This is a genomic window from Microcoleus sp. K5-D4 (assembly GCF_036704575.1).
Lineage (GTDB): Bacteria > Cyanobacteriota > Cyanobacteriia > Cyanobacteriales > Microcoleaceae > Microcoleus.
The window spans coordinates 1-17,401 of record NZ_JAUBSD010000005.1 but is presented as its reverse complement, the minus strand read 5'-3'; the positions used below and the strand labels follow the sequence as shown (position 1 = coordinate 17,401).

Genomic DNA, 17,401 nt, shown 5'->3' with positions numbered 1-17,401 from the left:
TGCTTTCACCGCTAGGTTTTTTTACCCAGGCTCGTTTGCTGCAACAAAGTATTTTGCTTGAGCGTACCTGGTTTCTGCTTAACCTTTAAATTTAACTTTTCTTGGGTTTTGACCCCATCTCTCTGCAGTCGTAAATTGCTCACCAAGAATCAGCCATCACTTAAGCTGAGCCAATGCACAAAATAGCCGGCTGTTTTGTATCTCAAAAAACAGCCGGCTGCGAAATTACTGGTGATAATGCTTAGTTCATGCTTGCTTGTTCAACAATTTCTGCACTTGTTTGAGAGCTATAGCACCGACGTTGTAAGCAGCCCAGCCGCCCGCCAACAATACGGGCATCAATACTATTAGTATGCGGAAGTCAAATTCCATGAGTTCTCCTCCTAAAGTTTTTTAACAAATTCTCATAATCTATTTGTATCTCATTTTGTCGCCATTCTCATGACTCTTTAACCAAATATTCGGGATACGCAGGAGGACATCGCTCCGCAAGAATTGAGAGCCAAAGCGAAACTGCTGGGCGGGCGATCGGCATTCCCTGCACCAATTATCCCACAATCTGTTTCGCAATCCCTTCGACCACCTTAGTTAGAGGGTCGTTAGGGAAATGCAGCGCAAACACTCCCTTGCTGGCAAGCAGCATCATCTTGTCGCTGTGGGGCAGTACCCCTGCCACTGGGATGTTGTAGATACTCTCTACTTGCTGCTTCAAATCCTCGAAATCCAGGGATTCTGGGGCTTTGTTAATCGTCATCAAAATCTTGGGAACTTCTAATTTGCGGGCCACATCTACCGTGACAGCCGTTCCCTGAAAATCTTGCTGATCCGGACGCAGAATCAGCAGCAGGATGTCGGAAATGGTGATGCTGAGGAGGGTTTCTTCGTTGAGCCCCGGGTGCGTGTCTATAAATAGGTAGTCTAAGTTCAAAACCTCGATCAGTTCTTGAAAGCCGTCGGTAAGCAGTCCCACATCGTAGCCTTCGCGCAAAACTCGCGCTATCTCCCCTGCTTTAATGCTCGAAGGAATCAGGTAGAGGTTGCCGTTACTGGCTAATTTTGGCAGCAGCGAACTCACATTGTAGGCCGTATCTGCGATCGGACATCGACCCCACAGGTAATCGTTCAGGCAGCGATCCATGTTGCTCTCGCTGAAACCGAAGAGCACGTGAATCCCCGGTGATTGAATGTCTGTGTCCACAATGGCGACCCGATTTCCGCCGCGAGCGATAATAGATGCCAGGTTTGCTGTCGTGTTCGATTTGCCAGTTCCGCCCCGGTAAGAGTGGACAGAGATGATTTTGGACATGATCTGCGTATTAGGGTAAGAAACGGCGAGAACCCATTATGATGCAATTCTCGATGATGCAGTCGAGTTGTCTGTCATTCTTCCTTGCCCCCCACATCCTCCTTATCTGTTAAACTATCAATTTTTTCATCTTTTATCATCTTTTGGGCGCCCCTGCGCTGCCGCATCTGTTTGGCTTTGGTTTGCAAATCGCTGAACTCGTCATGTTGAGTTTCGGCTGAACTAGCACCGCTGCCGGCATTGATCGCACCCGTTTGAGAGCCACTTTCCGATTCAGTCACGGTGGCGCGGTGCTTCTGCTGTTTGGCTTTTTCCTGCAACTGAGCTAGGTATTCGTCTGTCTGACTTTCGGCCTTGGGAAGCTCTGGGGTACTTGCAGTTATTTCTTGGGGTTCGGAAGGTGTTTTTTCAGAGGTTTCTTGTTTGCTAATCCTCAGTTTATCTTTCTTTTGCTGCAATTCTTTAAAGAAATCAGATTCGGTGATTTCGGCGACTTGCTGTTCTTTTTTGGCTTGGTCTATTTCGATTTTAAAGACTTGTTTTACTCGATCACTAATTGCTTTCCCGTATCCGGCTTTATTAAATCTCTCTGCTGAGACAATGCTACCGCCAGTTAAGATTAATGCTAACGCTGGCGCTGCCACAGGCACCCACCCTCCCAACAGAAAAATCCCAAAGCCGATCGCGCAACACCCGGACAGCATTGCTGCGAATGTCACCGTCAACTTCGCTGGGTGAGCCATCCGCGATGCCAAGGTTCCTCCGACAATTGACCATCCCGAAATCCACAAGATTTCTGCCCATTCCGACCAAAACCACAACATCGGTCTGTTGTCTAAAACTGCACTCAAAATTTGGCTGACTACTTGTGCGTGTGCCACGATACCAGGCATGAATTGGTTGCTTTGCTGTCGCCCACTGTAAGGAGTATAAAATAAATCTTTAACGGTTTCTGTGGTGTAACCGATGAGAACTATTTTATCTTTAACTAACTTCGGGTCAACTTTCCCTTCTAAAACATCCGTAATTCTGACTTGGTTGGCAACTTGCCGCCTGGAACGATAGTTAATTAATATTTGATATCCCCTGACATCGGTATTTGTGTATCCTCCGTCATTGCTTGCTAGTTGTTTTAATTTGGTTTTTCCCAGCCATAAAGATTGATCTGGTGCAAGTTGGGGAGAGATTTTTTGCCCTTGCAGGTAGCGGAGTGCTAGCTGGAGGTTGAAGGAATATAAAACTTGAGAGTCGTCATTGCAAAGATGTTTTTGGGCCGAGGAATTGCCCTTAATTGTCGGGGGTTTCATAAATAATAAAGCCCTGCGGAGTATGCCACCCGGATCGACTCCGAAATCTGCAAATCCCACCCGGTTTTCTGGCAGCCCCGGCGCAGGCGGAGAACCGGGATTATCCGGGCTGCCGTCGGTGACTAAACATACCCCGATAATGCGATCGCTTTTTTGTAAAAGTTTAGTTAATTCCTCGCGCCCGTCTCCTAAAGGTACGTCTCGCAGTACATCTAAACCGATGACTGCCGGCTGCATTTTGTCAAGTTTTTGTAAGATTTCAGCTATTTTGCGATCGGATATCGGCCACTGGTTCAATTTCTGAATATCTGCTTCGGTAATCCCCACAACTAGCAAACGCGAGTCTGGCTGTTCCTCGGGACGCCACCTCACCATTTGGTCGTAAGCGCTTAATTCTAATGGTTCGAGTATTCCTAGGTGTCTGGCCCCCATCAATGATAATGTTACTGCTGCGCTGGCAATTAATACAGACTTAGCCAATGCTAGTGATGGTTTATACATTTGACTCAATTGAGCCACTGCCGATCGAATTTTGTTAGATATTTTACTCATTATCCCAGCATAAAAGTTTGACTCGTTTCTGGAACAGCAGTTGTTTCACATTTCCCCCCTGCTGGAGACTTCCTCCATCTTAGAACACTCGGAAACTCCGACCACTTTGTTACAAAAATTTACAGTACGTGGCGACCAACTGTATCCAATGATACTTGCGGTTGAGGAAACCTGATTTTTCCGACAGAGAATCCCCTTGCCGCTCGAATTAATTAATGTTATTGATGATATGTCAAGGTATAAATTGTGTATCTGCACCCTCGACTAGCAGCTCAAAAATATTTGTCGCCATCAGCGAATGCCTGTGTTTGCAATTATAGTGAAAGGTACAACCAAATGAAACGTTTTCTACATCGGGCTACACTTGCGGTCGCCGTATCTGCGATAGCAGCTACCGTACCCAGTTCACTTGCACCGATGCGCGCACAATCCCAGCCGCTTCTGCTGAGTCAAAATGTTAATTTCAAGCCTCCCGACGTAACAGCCCCCGCCAACCGACAAGGAGGAACACATCGCGGCAACAAGCTTTGTCCAGCGGGTTTATCTATTACTCCTTTAGTACCTCCAACTAATATCGGTTTAACCCTAACAGAGTCTCCCACAATTTTTGTCTATGTTCCTCAAACCTCGGCAAAAATTGAGTTTACTGTCCTCAACGAGAAGGAAGAGGAAGTGGTCTACGAAAAAACATTTAAACTAGACAAATCTGGGATTGTTGGAGTTACCATTCCTGCTACCGTGGACAACAACAAATCCCTTGAAGTTGGCAAGCGATACGTGTGGTCATTTTCGCTAGTTTGCGACCCCGAAGACCGAGCTGCGGATTTAGTTGTTAAAGGGTTCGTGCAGCGAATTGAACCGCAGGCAACTCTCAAGAGCGAGTTGGCAAATCCCGACCCGATGACTAGGCTCAATGTTTATGCTCAAAATGGGATTTGGTACGAAACACTCGCTACTTTAGCCCAAATGCGGCGCCAGACACCGGGGGATGTGAAGCTCACAGCCAAGTGGACGCAATTACTGCAGTCCCAAGGACTGGAATCAGTTGCAGCTCAACCACTGGTTGCGCCGCTTTAAATCTCGCTATTTCTGAAAATTTTGTCGGTCGGCCGATGGCGATGTGAAAATTGACCCATTTACTCGATCGCGCCCGGGGCTAAAACTCCGGGTTAACATTTAGAGATGCGCTCTATAAATATTTCTACAAGTTGGTGGAAAAATGAAACGTTTTATACATTTTACTGCACTGGTGATGACTGTATTGGCGATCGCCGTTACTCTCCCCAGTTTGCTGACACCGATGCAGGCTGTGCCTGCACCCATTCTGCTGAGTCAGAATGTTAATTTCAAACCTCCCGATGTAACAGCCCCCGACAACCGGCAAGGGGGGACGCATCGAGGCTGTAAGTTACGGGATGGTTTATTCATTACTCCCTTAATACCTGAAAGCAATATGGGCTTAACGCTAACAGAGTCGCCAACATTTTTTGTATATGTATCTCAACCGGCGGCTCAAGTAGAGTTTATTTTGCTAAACGAAGATGAATCCGAAGTAGTTTACGAAACTACTTTAAAAAATGACAAAGCCGGAATTATTGGAGTTAGCCTTTCTGAGAAAGACCAGACAAAAAATATTGAGGTTGGTAAGCGATATGTGTGGTCGTTTGCACTAGCCTGCGATCCGCTGGAGCGTTCGGGAGATTATATTGTTAAAGGATGGATGCAGCGAATTGAACCCCAGGCAAATCTCAAGAACGATTTGGCAAATCCCGACCCTATGGCTAAGGTGATTGCTTATGCTAAAAATGGGATTTGGTACGAGACTGTTGCTACTCTAGCCGAAATGCGGCGCCTCGCACCCGATGATTCCCGGCTGACGACCGAGTGGACGCAATTGTTGCAGTCCCAAGGACTAGAATCGATTGCCGCTCAACCGCTAGTTCAGTCTTTTTAATAACCACTCTTCACCAATCATTGCTGAGTGTTTGCATAGTCAATTCTTCAATTCTTCAATCCAGTGACCGAAAGCAGCCAGGGTACAAGCCCCCGTCTTTATCCTGGCACAACCAAAAAATAGTATCCGATAACCAGTCCCCGGATTCATAAGTAATATCGCTTTCTTCAATTCTCAAATTGTTCAATTGTTCAATTCTTCAATCCCAAATCCCAAATCTAAAATCTAAAATCTAAAATCGATTGATGGCTAATAACTTTCCGACAATTCTAGCTCTTGATTTTGACGGTGTGATTTGTGACGGACTAATCGAATATTTCCAAACAGCTTGGCGTACCTACTGTCAAATCTGGAAACCAGTCGAAACAGTACCCGATCCAGATTTAGCTTTGAGTTTTTACCGAGTGCGACCCGCCATTGAAACTGGTTGGGAAATGCCACTGCTGATCCGCGCACTACTGACAGGAATTTCCCCCGAGCAAATTTTGCTGGAGTGGCCCCATATTGTACCGCATTTATTGATAGAAAATAATTTAAAAGCGCAGTCGGTCGGTGCTATGTTAGACGGATTGCGCGATAATTGGATTGCTGAGGATTTAGCTGGGTGGCTGTCTTTGCACCGCTTTTATCCAGGCGTAGCCGATCGCCTGCACTCGTTGCAGGATAGTTCGGTGAAAGTGGCGATCGTCACTACAAAGGAAGGTCGTTTTGTGCGAGAACTTTTGCAGCTAGCAGGCGTAGAAATGCCGTCAGAGTTGATTTTTGGTAAGGAATACAACAAGCCGAAACACCAAATTTTGCGGGAATTTTTGGCCGCGTCTGGCAAAGATTCGACTATTTGGTTTGTGGAAGACAGGTTAAAAACTTTGCTGTCGGTGAAGCAGCAGCCAGATTTATCTCAGGTGAGGTTATTTTTGGCTGATTGGGGTTACAATACTTTGCCAGAACGGGAATCTGTGGCTCAAAATCCACCAGTTCAATTGCTTTCTCTGTCGCAGTTTGCCGGAGATTTCGCAGATTGGCTACCGATCGACTATTGATGTTAGATTTGTTTACAGGTGTGATTTTTTTTCGCTTTTCAGAGTTAAAAAATCACAAAATTTTACATCTTTTTTGTTGACTTTTGCGGCGTAGACATGGTATTTAAATATAATGGAATGGTGAAAAAATAATATTTTTGTCACCATCCGATTATAAAATAAATATAACAAAAATCTATCAAAAAAGCAAGGTTATAGACAAAAAAAATGTTTTTTTTATAGACTATTGGAAGTAATGTTGACCTCCAAAACCGGGTTTTTTACTATTTCTATGGGCCGGGACGAAGTATTTTAATTGGTCAAACCACGTGTCTGACAAAAAACAAAGCTTCGCCACCAAAAAATTGAAAAGTATTTTGATAATTTCTCAGCTTGAAAGCTTTCTAATATTGAGACTTAAAACCGATGCTCGATTTAACTAAAGCAGCCAAGGCAATGCAGGGAATGAGCCAACATTTGAATGTGGAAGCTCACGCGGCTCGCCAACGTTTGGAAGTGGCTCAGAATTTGCTGGTAAAGGCTGCAGCGGAACAGGAAAAATTGGTGGAATTGCAAGAGAATTGGCGCGATCGCACTTTATTCAATGCTGCCACGCCGATCGAGCCATTGTCCGATCGCACCTACATCACCGCACCCCCCGCCGCCCACACAGTCTTTGCCACAGACGGCTCGCAAATTTCCCCCAACCATCACGAAATAGCCTACTGTTACCTGCTAAACGTCGGCACAGTCATGCTGCACTACGGACAAAGCCGCCACCCAGTTTTAGACAGCGTACCCGAAGTTTTCTACAAACCCGAAGACTTGTACGGTTCCCGTCAGTGGGGAATTAGAACCGAAGAATGGATGGGATATCGGCGCGCAGTTTCCGAAGCAATTGCCTTAGCAGAAATGGGCTGCAATTGGGCAAAAGTTAACGACAATAAATTGCCTGCACCAGCTTTAGCAATGGTAGACGGTTCCCTGATTTATTGGTTTTTGGAACAGTTACCCACAGATGCGCGCGATCAAATTTTGCTGCCAATTTTAGAATCTTGGGACAAGTTGCGTTTAGCAGGAATTCCGCTGTTAGGATACTTAAGCGCTTCTCGCAGCAGCGAAAGCTTATCTTTTTTGCGGTTTGAAGCTTGCACTCACGAAGTACCAGACTGCATGACAAATTGCCCGAACGTCGGATTTGCCGCCACAATTTCTTTCGCGGAAAAAGCACCTTGTCAAGAATTTGAACCTTTGCGAGATGCCATATTGTGGGCAACAATCCTCTCACCGGGACAAAGAAGCCCTTTGTGGAAATCTCAAGCTCGAATTTTAGATTTGTACGGTCTTAATTCCGTCTATTTCTGTTACGTTCACGTTGGCACAGAAATTGCTAGAATAGAAGTGCCGGAATGGGTAGCACAAGATACAGCACAGCTAGATTTAGCATTAGGAATGATGCTCGCTCAAGTACACAAAGGCGGCGGGTATCCGGTGACGCTAGCAGAAGCTCATAATCAAGCGGTAGTCACGGGGGGCGATCGAAGTCGCTTTTTCGCTTTGTTAGAGCAGCAAATGATTAAAGCCGGCTTAAAAAATGTCGGAATTTCTTATAAGGAAACACGGAAGCGCGGCAGTATTGCTTAAAGTAATAAGTAGAGTAGTCTTGGACGCAGAAACCGGGTTTTTACCGAAATACTGCATTTGAACCTTTAACATAGATAAAAAACCCGGTTTATTTGGTATTGCTGCGTAAGGTATGTAGAGTTTAAATAGAGTTAAAAATGTTATATGCCAATAGAAATAATTATTTTAATTGCTTCGTTACTTGTATCTTGGCTAGTCTTTAATTGGGCGTTTAAAGTGTTGAAAGCCAGCATCGGCACCGCGATTGGTTTAGCAGCAATTGTGCTGACGATGCAGTTATTATTTGGCATCGGCCCCAATCAGCTTTTCCAACATATAATTCACTTGCCGGAAACCCTGGGTAAAATGATTTCAGGCAAGTGAATCAATTTAAAATTTGCTATTTTAGATTTGAGATTGGAGGACAAATCTAATTGAATGTATGCTAGGTCTGCTGTGGTGGCACAGATGGCTGTCGCTCAAATAAGTGTCACTCAAAAAAGCGACTGCTCGATCGCTCGCTCCGATCGCCACAATAGAGCTAACGTATCGACATAAAAGCAAATGAATACAGCTTTATTAATTGCTTGGGCGATCGCCGGATGGTGCGGAACAATTCCAAGGGGGCCCTGGCGGTTTCCTCCTCCCCCTCCTCCTCCCGATCCGTTCCGAGAAATTGCCTTCCGAGTCTCTGGCCTAGCGGGTGGGATTGCTGGAGGCTTTCTCTACAGCAGCGCTTTTCCTATGCAATCGCTGGATGCAGTCAATGTGGGGGTGACAGCATTTGGGGCCTTCCTGAGTGGGATGCTGGCATCTGACCTGGTGGGATTGGCAATGGGGCTGGGCGCTCGGAATCCTCAGCTTAACGTGAAGTGAATCGCAGATAAAAAGTGCAAACAAAGGTTGAATAGAAAACTTGACGGGGTTCTTACCCCGTCAAGTCCTGTATCTCGGTATTCCGAAAATTTTCCCTCTTCCCTCTTCGTTCTTCCTTCTGATATTAACTTCCCAGCATTTGCAGCTTGTACAAACTGGCATACAACCCTTCTTGCTGCAACAATTCTTCGTGGCTGCCAGACTCTACTAATTGCCCGCGTTTGAGCACTAAAATGCGATCGACATTTCGGATAGTCGAGAGCCTGTGGGCAATAATTATCGCCGTTCTTTCCGCCATTAAACGCTCTAGAGCTTCTTGAATTAAAGCTTCCGTCCCCACATCCAAACTAGCAGTTGCCTCGTCTAGAACTAAAATACTGGGATTGCGAATGGCGGCGCGAGCAAACGCTAATAATTGCTTTTGTCCCCCCGAAAGATTGGTTCCCCGTTCCCGCAATTGCGTATCATAACCTTGAGGCAACTGTTCGATTAAACGGGCAACATTTGTCTTTTCTGCTGCTGCTTGAATTTCGTCAATCGAGTAACTTTCTCCCAGGCTGATATTGCTCTTCACGTCACCAGCAAATAGAAAGCCATCTTGGATAATTACGCCTATGTGCCTGCGTAACTCTGCTTGAGGCAAATCCCGAATATCGACATGATTAACCAGAATCCGTCCTCGCGTCGGCTCGTAAAGGCGGCACAGGAGACGGATAATCGAACTTTTGCCCGCACCCGTGGGGCCAACTAATGCTACTTTTTCGCCGGATTTGATGGTGAAATTGAGGTTTTGCAGGACATATTCGTCTTGTTTGTAAGCAAACCACACGTTGTCAAATTGGATTTCTCCAGATTCAGAATTCTGCGATTTGGCATTTTCACCCCCCCGAAGCTTGGGGGGGGTGGCGGGGGGTGATTGGGGAGTGTTAGCCAATAAACGATATTCTGAACTTGCTGGATTTTGATGATTATCTGCCAATCCTCGATCGAACGGAGCCAAGTTGTAAGCCGTTGTCTCTGGATGTCCAGTTATCAACAACGGTGAATAACCTGCCCTTCTTCCTTCTTCCCTCTTCCCTCTTTTTACCCAGAGCGAAGCCGAAGGATCTTCTTCCTTCTTCGCGCTAGTTGGATCTTTAATTTCGATCGGTTCGTTGAGAATATCGCTAATCCGTTCGACTGCCGTAAATCCTGCTTGAATTGCCGTAAATTTCTCCGCAAATTGCCGCAGCGGATCGAAGAGACGTTGAGCAAATAAAATAAATGCCGAGAGAGTACCGAAGTTAAGATTACCGGCTAAAACCCTTTGACCACCCATCCACAAAACCGCTGCGATCGCCACTAAAGCAATCCATTCTAATGTCGCAGATACGGCTGAGTCGTAAAATATAGTTTTGTCAACTGCTTTAATGTAGCGTTTATTCGTGACGCGAAACAATTCTGAGTTGAATCTTTCGCGGCGGAATAGCTGCACTACACCAATACCAGTCAGGTTTTCTTGCAGTTGGGCGTTGAGTTCGGAAAGTTCTTCTCTGGTATTGTAATTTGCTATGCGATATTGGTACTGGAAATAAACTATAACTGCGGTAATTGGTATCATCATCAGCACCAACATTAAAGCTAGTTGCCACTGCATGGTAAACATGAAAATGGCAATTACTAAAATTGAAAATAAATCGCTGACAATGCCGATCGCCCCAGAAGAGAAAACCTCTCCCAAAGCTTCCACATCGCTGGTGAGGCGAGTCATCAGTTTGCCGACAGGAGTGCGATCGAAAAATCTCACTGCTAGCGATGTGACGTGGGCGAACAAATCATTTCTAATATCTGTAGTAATTATTTGCCCTACTTTCGTGACTAAATAGCCTTGAACTGATTGCAGTGCTAATCTAAGTGTTATAGTTAGCATCAGCAAAATAGCCAAAATATTCAAGGCAGCAGATAGAGACAATCCCCGCAAGAATTCGTAGGTAGGTTCCGAGCGAATTACCGAAATTGCCTGTCCGATGAGAATCGGTTGAATTGCTCCTGAGACTGCTAGCGGTACTAATAGTGCGATCGAAATAATCAGCAAGCGTTTGCTGCGGGTTGCGTAAGATGCCAACCTCATGAATAACCGCCAGTCTGTTTCCTGGCCGGATTTGTTTTTGGTATCTGCTACTGGTGAGGAAGTTGTCATCCGATTTTAGATTTTAGATTTTAGATTTTAGATTGCAGAAGCTATTATGCTGCTAAATCCGGCGCCTTTTTCTGAGGATATCGAGCTTTTTTTCGCTGCGTGGCTTGTAGGGCGGGCGGGCGAGATCAGTTCGCTCAGCTTAGAGCAAAAAAGCTGTACAATATATCCAACTAATAATTGTAGCAAATAGAGTCAGTCAAATTAGGAAATATTCTACATAGCCAGCAAATTCTCCAACCATACAGCCCTCAGTCACCCATATTTATTACAATTGCGGATACCCGCTACTTGCCACTTTATGCCTTTAGACATAGAGTTTACTACTGGTTTTAGTTACTGTGTCAAATGCTGGGTTTTCAAAATGCAGTTCACTGGATTGAAGAGATTGATTCTACATTTCACCGTCGTCTTAATGAAAGTGTATTAGACTTTGTACTGATAAATTATGCACGAAATAGAGACAGCCCGATTGTATCTGAGACAATTTACGCCTGAAGACTTAGATGAGCTGTACCGTATTTACAGTGATGCAGAAGTAATGAAATACTTGAGAGGAGTTAAAACTAGAGAAGAAACACAAATCGCCATTCATACCATGCTCAAATGTTGGGCAGAAAACAACTTCGGAATGTGGGCTTTAGTACATAAAATAGACCGTAAATTGATCGGTCGCTGCGGACTGGTTTTTCTGGACCAAACACCGGAAGTTGAGCTGGGCTATGCGATTGACAAAGTTTATTGGAATCAAGGATTGGTTACAGAAGCATCTTTGGCTAGTCTCAACTATGGATTTCAAATATTAAATTTGGAGAGAATAGTTGCGATCGCCCGACCCGAAAATATCGCCTCCCAGCGGGTGATACAGAAAGTTGGCATGAAATATGAAAAAAATACTCGTTATTACGAAACTGATGTACTATATTACTCTATCTCGCGAGAAACCTACGAGTCAAAAGTAGTTTAGTAGGGTGTGCAATGCACACCTTACTGCATTTAAATTACTCACATTGCAAATTGTCATTATTGCCTGCTGACAACTACGAAGTTCTTTGCAATTGCTTGTTAACTTTTTGAATTTTTTTAGCAAAATACTCTTGTCTGTGTCCCAATTTTTTAGCCACGTCCAACCCTTTTTGATAGGATTCCAAAGCTTTATCGTAAGCCTTCATCTCTTGATAAACTTGACCGATATTGTCATAAGCGTTCATCAATCCGTAGAAATTGTAAGCCCGCTCTTCTAACAGCAACTGCATTTGATAAATCCGCAAAGTCTGCTCCCACTGCTTTTGCGCTCGATAAAGTAAAGCTAATTTATCTAAAGCTTCGCTAGCTTGGGCATACTGTTGAATAGGGACGGCTAAATTGTAGGCTTCCTGATAGTATTGAGCTGCTAAATTGATTTGACCTATGGTTTGGTAATCGCTGGCGATCGCAATTTTGAGCGGTGGTATAGCGCTGGGATTTTGCAGGTTGACATACACTGATGCTAGTTTTTCCCTGGCTGCGATCGCCTTTAGGGGTTGTTTCGACTGCTGGTAAACGTAGGCCAACTGTCTGAGAGTATCTACCTCTGTTGGAGGAGTTACAGGCTGCGGCGGCGCGCCGTTTCCCGCAACTACAGCAGAAGTGGGCACAGCAGAATTAGCAGCAAATAAAGCGCGGTTTTCCTGAATTAAAGTTGCCAATTCCTCATAGACGGGAGCAGCTTTATCGTAACTCAACCAATTGACGTGAATTAGCGCGATCGCCTTTAAAATCTGACCTTCAGCCAATATATCTTGGTTTTGGCGCGCATTTTCGAGAATTTCTTGGTAAACTTCTACAGTCGGGCCTTTAGCGCGCACCTGCTGAAAAGCCGCAGCGAAGACGGGGAGCAACTCAGTATTAAGTGGTACTTGGGATTTGACTTCTTTTTGAATTGCTTGCAACCGTTTGGTAATAAGCTGTAGTTCGAGGTTTTTACCGTTACTCCAAGCAACACTTCCCACCCGACTCAAAGCAGCAATTTCCGCCGCCGGCCCCAAATACCTCCGCAGCCGCAATTCTCGGAACCAAATTTCAAAAGCACCAGCGCCGTCTCCAGCTTGCAGTTTAGCCGCTGCTTCTAAGTTTAACTCTTCCAAAGCCGCTGTCAGTTCGTCCCGCTGAGTGCTGCTCAAAGATTCACTGGCGGGGGCTAGGGGATCGGGTGTGGTAATTTCTAGAGGATTAGGGGAAAATTGATCGAGGCCTGGTGGATTAGTTTGGGCGCTAGCAATAGAACCAGCACACAGCCACAAGAAAAGCAAGCACCCAATTGGCACAGAACTTCTCATTCTTAAAATTTGGTTGCCGCGATTCGGCATCTTTTCTGGAAACATCAAGTTTTGCATATCTACAAAACGGTATAAATTATGTCACAAAGATGGCACAAAAGCAAACTGTTCAACAAGAGCAACAAAATAAAAATTACCGTGCTGAGCAATTATGACCATTTAAAGACGCTTGGCGATCGCATTTTACGCTTATTTAGTCTAGCCCTAATTCTTTTAACTGTTTGCACAGCTTGCGCCCCCCCTCCCGCAGTTGCAAAGGACCGCTCTTTTCCAGAAATGTCTCTAGAATTTTTGGGCGAGTACCAATTGCCAAAAATCAATTTTGAAGGAGTACCAGTCGGCGGTTTGTCAGGAATTACCTACGACCCCAAAGGTATTAGCGCAGTCACTTCCAAAGCTTATCGCTTTTACGCTCTTTCCGACGACCCCAGCGAAAACGGAGAAGCGAGATTTTACAGTCTCAGACTCGACCTCACATCAAGCGATCCAGCAAATATTCGCCTGAAAAAAGTTACCGTTGAAGGCGTTACATCCCTCAAAAAAGCAGACGGTGAAACCTTCTCTTGGGGTTCCATCAATCCCGAAGGCATCGCCCTTTCTCCTCGCAACTCAGTATTTGTCGCCAGCGAAGGCGTTACTCATGTTGGCATCCCTCCTTTTATCGGTGAATTTGACCTCAAAACAGGGCAAATGCGGGGAAATTTGCCGATACCCAAGCGCTATATTCCCGATGCCAGCGATGAAAAACAGCAGCAAGGAGTGGTTGATAATTTAGGTTTTGAATCTTTAACCATCGACCCAGAAACCTTTAGTCCGGGCGGTCTAGATCCGTTTCGTTTGTTTGCAGCTACGGAAGCGCCGTTAATGCAAGATTTAGACCCGGAACAGGAAAATAAACTCCGTCTTTTACATTATGTCATCGTCGATAAAACGCCGCAATTAGTATCGGAAAATCTTTACAAGTTAGACCAAGTTCCTATGACAGTTTTGAACGGTTTAACAGAATTAGTAACTGTCGGTGGCGGTCAGATTCTGAGTTTAGAACGTTCTTTTGGGCTGTCGGGATACGGCGCTAGGATTTATCAAGTAGCGGTTGGGGCGGCTACAGATACTTCGAGAATCCAGAGTTTTAAAGGGCGAGTGGCAGTCGAACCTGTTAAAAAAAAGTTGCTGCTCGACTTAAGCCAACTCGGAATTCCGCTGTACAATTTAGAGGGGATGACCCTCGGCCCGCGCTTGCCCGATGGCAGCCAGAGTCTAGTTTTGGTCAGCGATGACAATTTTGATGAAGCGCAGAAAACTCAGTTTATCTTGTTGAGTTTGAAGGGCAAAGGTTAAGTTAGAAGGGCGGGCTAGAAGCCCACCCCACCCCACAAGAAGATTTATTCTTTGTGAAACAGGGATATTGCCTGTTTATGAAAACAGTAGAAGAAAATTAACTCTTTGTGGAACAGGTATCTTGCCTGTTCATAAAAAACTTAAATCACATTTCTCTAACTATAAAAACCCCTAATCATGCCAATTCGTAACACTTTGCACCTGCCAGGAATGGAACTTTCATACCTAGAATGGAAGCCAGAAACAGGTAAAAAAGTTCCGCGTTTGCTGTTGTTACACGGTTTAGCAGATACTTCGTGTGTCTGGAATAGCTTGGGCAATTATTTCTCCAACCGCTATCATATTGTAGCGCCAGATATGCGCGGTCACGGAGAGAGTAGCAAACCGAAAACCGACTATACTTTTGAAAGTGCGATCGCAGATTTAGAAGCTTTGATGGCACATCTCAACTGGCCTGACGCCCACATTTTAGGCCATTCTTGGACGGGCAAACTAGCAGCGATTTGGGCGAGGCAAAATCCCGATCGCTTTTGCAGTATGATTTTAGTAGACCCCATCTTCATCACCAAAATGCCCGCCGCGATGAAACTCACCCTGCCAATTGTTTACCGAAAATTAGACTGTCTAAAATGTGTGGGCCCGTTTGCGACTTTAGCCCAAGCAGAAGCAGCAGCAAAACAATCGGGAGAATACGCAGATTGGAGTGACGTGCAGCAAATGGTATTCCAACACCAAATCGAACAAAAATCCGACGGAACTTGGGGCAGTAAATTTGCGATTGCAGCCAGAAATCAGATATTTGCAGAAGTGATGAAAGTTGCCGGTTTAACTAAAAATATTGATATCCCGACTTTGTTTGTACAGCCGGAAAAAGGCGTAAATCGCATGGATTGGCAAATGCAACCCTACAATAGATACTTGAAAAATCTTACCGTTGCCAAAGTACGGGGGAATCACTGGTGTTTTTTGACTCAACCAGAAACTTTTAATCAAACTGTGGCAGATTTTTTAGAGGACACAAGACAGTGAATTTAGAAATTATCGCACATCGGGGATTTTCGGCGATCGCCCCCGAGAATACTTTAGCAGCTTTTGAACTGGCGAGCGCCCGTGGAGCTCATTCGATCGAATTTGACATCCAGCTATCCGCCGACAACGTACCAGTAATTTTTCACGACGCAACATTAGATAGAATCACTGGAGTTTCTGGCAAAGTTAGGGAAACAACCCTGTCTCAATTGCAAACACTTAATGCAGGAAAATGGTTTAGCGAGGAATTTTCACAAGAAAAAATTCCTACTTTAAAAGAATCATTAACCATACTCAAAAATGTTGGCAAATTTCTTTATTTTGATGTCAAACCTCACTGCGAGTGGTCTGACGCCGATGTCGCGGATTTTGTCAATACTTTGAAGGGCGAAGAAATCCAACACAAATGCGTTATTACCTCCTTTAACGCTGGATTTCTGGAACAAGTGCGGCGGCTATCTGGTGATTTGGCGATCGGACACATTGTTGCTAATCTAGAAGCGTACAAAACTCAATTAGCTCAAGCTGTGACCTATCAGGATAATTTGATTAGCAGCCAGTATCGCGTGTTGCTGGAAAACCCCGCACTAATTCAAGAAAGCCGGAGTCAAGGAGTTGACATTGTGGCCTGGACGGTGGACGATCGAGCAGATATGCAAAAGTTAATGGATTTGGGTATAACGCGGATAGTCACTAATTGTTTGATATAATTTGTTTAACTTGATATCTTGCACCATTATCAAGAACGGGCAAGATGCCCGTTCCACAAAACTCAATTAATAGATGAATTACTTTCGCAAAAGCATCCACGAAATGTCTGGCTATGTGCCGGGAGAACAGCCACCGCTAGGCACAAAAATTATTAAACTAAATTCTAATGAAAATCCCTATCCACCTTCTCCAAAAGCCTTAAAAGTGCTTCAGGAAATAGACGGAGAAATGCTGCGGCGCTATCCCGATCCAACTGGCAAAAGTTTCCGCATTGCGGCTAGTCAAGTTTTGGGAGTTGCTGATGATTGGATTGTTGTAGGTAACGGCAGCGACGATTTATTAAACTTGATAGTTCGCGCTGTGGGCGAATCTGGGAAACAGATTGTTTGTCCCGCGCCAACATATGTATTGTACCGCACTTTGGCACAAATTCAAGATGCAGAATTTGTTGAAGTTCCTTATCCCGACGACTACAAGTTACCAGTCGATTTGCTAATAGCAGCCCAGGGTGCAGTGACATTTGTAGCTTCGCCAAACAGTCCATCGGGAACAGCCATATCTATTGCAGATTTGGAGAAACTGGCTAAAGAGTTATCTGGCATTCTTGTCATCGACGAAGCTTATGTAGATTTCGCCGAAGACAATGCTTTGAACTTGACAAAAAAGTACAGTAACGTTATAGTTTTGAGGACGCTTTCAAAAGGTTATTCCCTAGCAGGATTGAGGCTGGGTTTTGCCATAGCAAATCCGGCGCTGCTGGCAGAATTAAATAAAATCAAAGACAGCTATAATGTGGATGCTTTAGCCTATGCAGTGGGCGCGGCTGCGATCGCAGATCAAGACCACAAAATAGCCAACGCCGAAAAGATTAAGGCTTCCAGAGCAAAACTAGCCGTTAGCTTCCAGGAATTAGGCTTTGACGTTTGGCCCTCGCAAACCAACTTTTTGTTAGTGCGGCCACCAAACGGCGATGCAGAAAGAATTTATCAAACACTCAAAGTACGGGGAATATTGATTCGATACTTCAATCAGCCGCGATTAGAAGACAAATTGCGGATTAGTTTAGGTACGGAGGAACAGAATCAACTATTACTTAAAATTTTGAAAGAAATTCTGGCATTGCTGAATTAGGGTATGATAAGTAAGGCGTGCAAGCGCCAAAAATAAAACTTCAAAAAATCCAGAGTTTATG

At 44.8% G+C, this 17,401-nt stretch carries 16 protein-coding genes; 11 read left to right on the top strand and 5 right to left on the bottom strand.

The genetic code is table 11. From position 1 onward, the window contains the following. Nucleotides 1-246 precede the first annotated feature (246 nt). The 3 genes from QUA77_RS02930 to QUA77_RS02920 form a co-directional block, all read right to left on the bottom strand. Nucleotides 247-372, bottom strand: coding sequence for a photosystem II protein Y (locus QUA77_RS02930; RefSeq protein ID WP_333038396.1), 126 nt, complete (start codon nt 370-372; stop codon nt 247-249). Nucleotides 373-547: 175 nt separating this feature from the next. After that, the gene (locus QUA77_RS02925; protein WP_333038399.1) at nt 548-1,306 is read right to left on the bottom strand and encodes a MinD/ParA family protein; all 759 of its coding nucleotides are present in this window, start codon (nt 1,304-1,306) and stop codon (nt 548-550) included. Nucleotides 1,307-1,380: 74 nt separating this feature from the next. Next, a complete protein-coding gene (locus QUA77_RS02920; protein WP_333449212.1) occupies nt 1,381-3,165 on the bottom strand; it encodes a CHASE2 domain-containing protein in 1,785 nt (594 codons plus the stop codon). 336 nt (nt 3,166-3,501) lie between these two features. On the opposite strand from QUA77_RS02920, the gene QUA77_RS02915 reads away from it, so the two are divergent. The 6 genes from QUA77_RS02915 to QUA77_RS02890 all read left to right on the top strand — a co-directional run bounded on the left by QUA77_RS02915 (nt 3,502) and on the right by QUA77_RS02890 (nt 8,637). After that, complete coding sequence (locus QUA77_RS02915) at nt 3,502-4,242, top strand: DUF928 domain-containing protein (protein ID WP_333449211.1); 741 nt, start codon at nt 3,502-3,504, stop codon at nt 4,240-4,242. 142 nt (nt 4,243-4,384) lie between these two features. Further along, nucleotides 4,385-5,119, top strand: coding sequence for a DUF928 domain-containing protein (locus QUA77_RS02910; protein ID WP_333449210.1), 735 nt, complete (start codon nt 4,385-4,387; stop codon nt 5,117-5,119). A gap of 245 nt (nt 5,120-5,364) precedes the next feature. Then, on the top strand, nt 5,365-6,159 hold the full coding sequence (locus QUA77_RS02905; protein WP_333449209.1) for an HAD family hydrolase: 795 nt from the start codon (nt 5,365-5,367) through the stop codon (nt 6,157-6,159). Nucleotides 6,160-6,564: 405 nt separating this feature from the next. Further along, nucleotides 6,565-7,782, top strand: a complete 1,218-nt coding sequence (locus tag QUA77_RS02900; protein ID WP_333449208.1) for a DNA double-strand break repair nuclease NurA — start codon at nt 6,565-6,567, stop codon at nt 7,780-7,782. Between the two features lie 144 nt (nt 7,783-7,926). Continuing rightward, on the top strand, nt 7,927-8,145 hold the full coding sequence (locus QUA77_RS02895; protein WP_333105450.1) for a hypothetical protein: 219 nt from the start codon (nt 7,927-7,929) through the stop codon (nt 8,143-8,145). 180 nt (nt 8,146-8,325) lie between these two features. After that, the gene (locus tag QUA77_RS02890) at nt 8,326-8,637 is read left to right on the top strand and encodes a hypothetical protein (protein WP_333449207.1); all 312 of its coding nucleotides are present in this window, start codon (nt 8,326-8,328) and stop codon (nt 8,635-8,637) included. Nucleotides 8,638-8,761: 124 nt separating this feature from the next. Here QUA77_RS02890 and QUA77_RS02885 read toward each other — a convergent pair whose 3' ends face one another. Further along, complete coding sequence (locus tag QUA77_RS02885) at nt 8,762-10,816, bottom strand: ABC transporter ATP-binding protein (protein ID WP_333449206.1); 2,055 nt, start codon at nt 10,814-10,816, stop codon at nt 8,762-8,764. 445 nt (nt 10,817-11,261) lie between these two features. Here QUA77_RS02885 and QUA77_RS02880 point away from each other — a divergent pair, with 445 nt between their 5' ends. Then, nucleotides 11,262-11,780, top strand: a complete 519-nt coding sequence (locus QUA77_RS02880) for a GNAT family N-acetyltransferase (protein WP_333449205.1) — start codon at nt 11,262-11,264, stop codon at nt 11,778-11,780. Nucleotides 11,781-11,853: 73 nt separating this feature from the next. On the opposite strand, the gene QUA77_RS02875 is transcribed toward QUA77_RS02880, so the two are convergent. Next, entirely contained in the window at nt 11,854-13,188 is a 1,335-nt protein-coding gene (locus QUA77_RS02875; protein WP_333449204.1) for a tetratricopeptide repeat protein, read from the bottom strand. Between the two features lie 21 nt (nt 13,189-13,209). Between QUA77_RS02875 and QUA77_RS02870 the strand changes: the two genes are divergently transcribed. The 4 genes from QUA77_RS02870 to hisC all read left to right on the top strand — a co-directional run bounded on the left by QUA77_RS02870 (nt 13,210) and on the right by hisC (nt 17,340). Further along, nucleotides 13,210-14,469 carry an esterase-like activity of phytase family protein gene (locus tag QUA77_RS02870; protein WP_333449203.1) on the top strand — a complete coding sequence of 420 codons (1,260 nt, stop codon included), beginning with the start codon at nt 13,210-13,212 and terminating at the stop codon, nt 14,467-14,469. A gap of 177 nt (nt 14,470-14,646) precedes the next feature. After that, nucleotides 14,647-15,498 (top strand): alpha/beta hydrolase, encoded by an 852-nt coding sequence (locus QUA77_RS02865; protein WP_333449202.1) that lies wholly within the window; start codon nt 14,647-14,649, stop codon nt 15,496-15,498. Then, nucleotides 15,495-16,208, top strand: coding sequence for a glycerophosphodiester phosphodiesterase family protein (locus tag QUA77_RS02860; RefSeq protein ID WP_333449201.1), 714 nt, complete (start codon nt 15,495-15,497; stop codon nt 16,206-16,208). The genes QUA77_RS02865 and QUA77_RS02860 overlap by 4 nt, the downstream gene beginning before the upstream one ends. 73 nt (nt 16,209-16,281) lie before the next feature. Then, nucleotides 16,282-17,340, top strand: coding sequence for a histidinol-phosphate transaminase (gene hisC / locus QUA77_RS02855; RefSeq protein ID WP_333449200.1), 1,059 nt, complete (start codon nt 16,282-16,284; stop codon nt 17,338-17,340). Nucleotides 17,341-17,401 lie beyond the last annotated feature (61 nt).